2 protein-coding genes are annotated in these 1,524 nt (G+C 75.5%); both read left to right on the top strand.

Going from position 1 to position 1,524, the window contains the following annotated elements; all coding sequences use genetic code 11:
- Nucleotides 1–12: 12 nt before the first annotated feature.
- The gene (locus ACZ3H8_RS13845; protein WP_355902804.1) at nt 13–255 is read left to right on the top strand and encodes a phosphopantetheine-binding protein; all 243 of its coding nucleotides are present in this window, start codon (nt 13–15) and stop codon (nt 253–255) included.
- Complete coding sequence (locus tag ACZ3H8_RS13840; protein WP_391976594.1) at nt 252–1,523, top strand: beta-ketoacyl synthase N-terminal-like domain-containing protein; 1,272 nt, start codon at nt 252–254, stop codon at nt 1,521–1,523. Before ACZ3H8_RS13845 ends, ACZ3H8_RS13840 begins: the two co-directional genes overlap by 4 nt.
- Nucleotide 1,524 lies beyond the last annotated feature (1 nt).

Genomic DNA, 1,524 nt, shown 5'->3' with positions numbered 1-1,524 from the left:
GAGAACAGCGAGATGGACGACAGCGACATCTTCGAGGCGGTCCGGCGGAATCTGGGCGTCGTGGTGTACGACCTGGACACCTCCACCGTCACCCTCGACAACAGCCTCGCCGAACTGGGCTGCAACAGCGTCGACCGGGCCGAGGTGGTGACCCTCACCATGGAGGACATGGGCATCAGCGTGCCCGTGATGGAGTTCCAGCAGACCCGGAACATCCGCTCGCTGGTCGCTTTGCTCGCCCGGCACTCCGCGTGACCCCCGGCGGCGGCGTCGTGGTCACCGGCCTCGGCGTGCACTGTGCGGCCGGCGCGGGCCTGGCGGCCTTCACCGACGCGCTGCGGGCCGGCCGCAGCGCCCTGCTGCCCGCCGCCGACCGGGACGCCGACTCACCCGGCGCGCCGCTGCCGCCCTTCGACTACCCGGCCCTGCTCACGGAGCGGCGGGCCCGCGGCGGGTGGGTGCCCCAGAAGGCGGCCCGGACGGCGGCCAGGTCGCCGCTCGGCGTGCAGGTCTCCGTGCTGACCGCCGCGGAGGCCTGGGCGCATGCCGGACTTGCCGAGGGGGCCCTGCCACCCGAGCGGCTGGGCCTGGTGGTGGCCGGCAACAACCTCACCGGCGCGGGTGCGCACCGGGCTGCCGACCGCTACCGGGACCGTCCCGCAGCCGTCCCCGGCCGGTACGCACTGCACATGCAGGACACCGATCAGGTCGGCGTGGTCAGCGAGGTCCTCGGCATCCAGGGCGAGGGCTGCACCGTGGGCGGCGCGTCCGCCAGCGGCAACATCGCGCTGATCACCGCCGCCCGGCTGCTCGACGCGGGAGCGGTGGACGCCTGCCTGGTGCTCGGCGCACCCACCGAACTCGCCCCGGTGGAACGCCAGGCCTACCGCGCGCTGGGCGCGATGACGCCTGCCGCCACCGGCGCCGACACCGACCACGAACCGCCCTGCCGCCCGTTCGACCGGGCGCACCGCGGCTTCACCGACGGTGTCGGCGGCGCCGCCGTGGTGCTGGAGACCGCCGCGGGTGCCCGCCGCCGGGGCGCGCGGGTGCTGGCCCGGCTGGCCGGGCACGCGCTGCGGCTGAGCGGTACCAGCCTCGCCGACCCGAGCGAGCAGGTGGAGGCCGCGGTGATGCGGACCGCCCTGGAGCGGGCCGGAGTCGCCCCCGGGCAGCTCGGCTACGTCAACACGCATGGCACCGCCTCGCCGCTCGGTGACCGCACCGAGGCCGCCGCCCTGCTGCGCGTACTCGGCCCGGACGCCCCCGCGCTGGTGAACGCCACCAAGGCCCTGACCGGGCACTGCCTGGGCGCGGCCGGGGTGGTCGAGGCGGTCGCCACGCTCGCTCAGCTGGCCGGCGGCTTCGCGCACCCCAACCCGTGGCTCACCGACCCGGTGGAGCCCCGGCTGCGGTTCGCCGGCACCGCCGCCGTACCGCTGGCCGCCGAATTCGCGCTGTCCAACAGTTTCGGCTTCGGCGGCTTCCATTCCGCCGTGGTCTTCGCCAACGAGGGGGTATGAC

The organism is Streptomyces sp. NPDC002868 (genome assembly GCF_055563295.1).
The sequence above is the reverse complement of the archived record's forward strand: the minus strand, read 5'-3'. Positions and strand labels throughout refer to the sequence as shown.

Coding starts and splice junctions, on each gene's coding strand:
- ACZ3H8_RS13845 (WP_355902804.1), top strand. CDS start 13: ATGGACGACAGCGACATCTTCGAGGCGGTCCGGCGGAATCTGGGCGTC.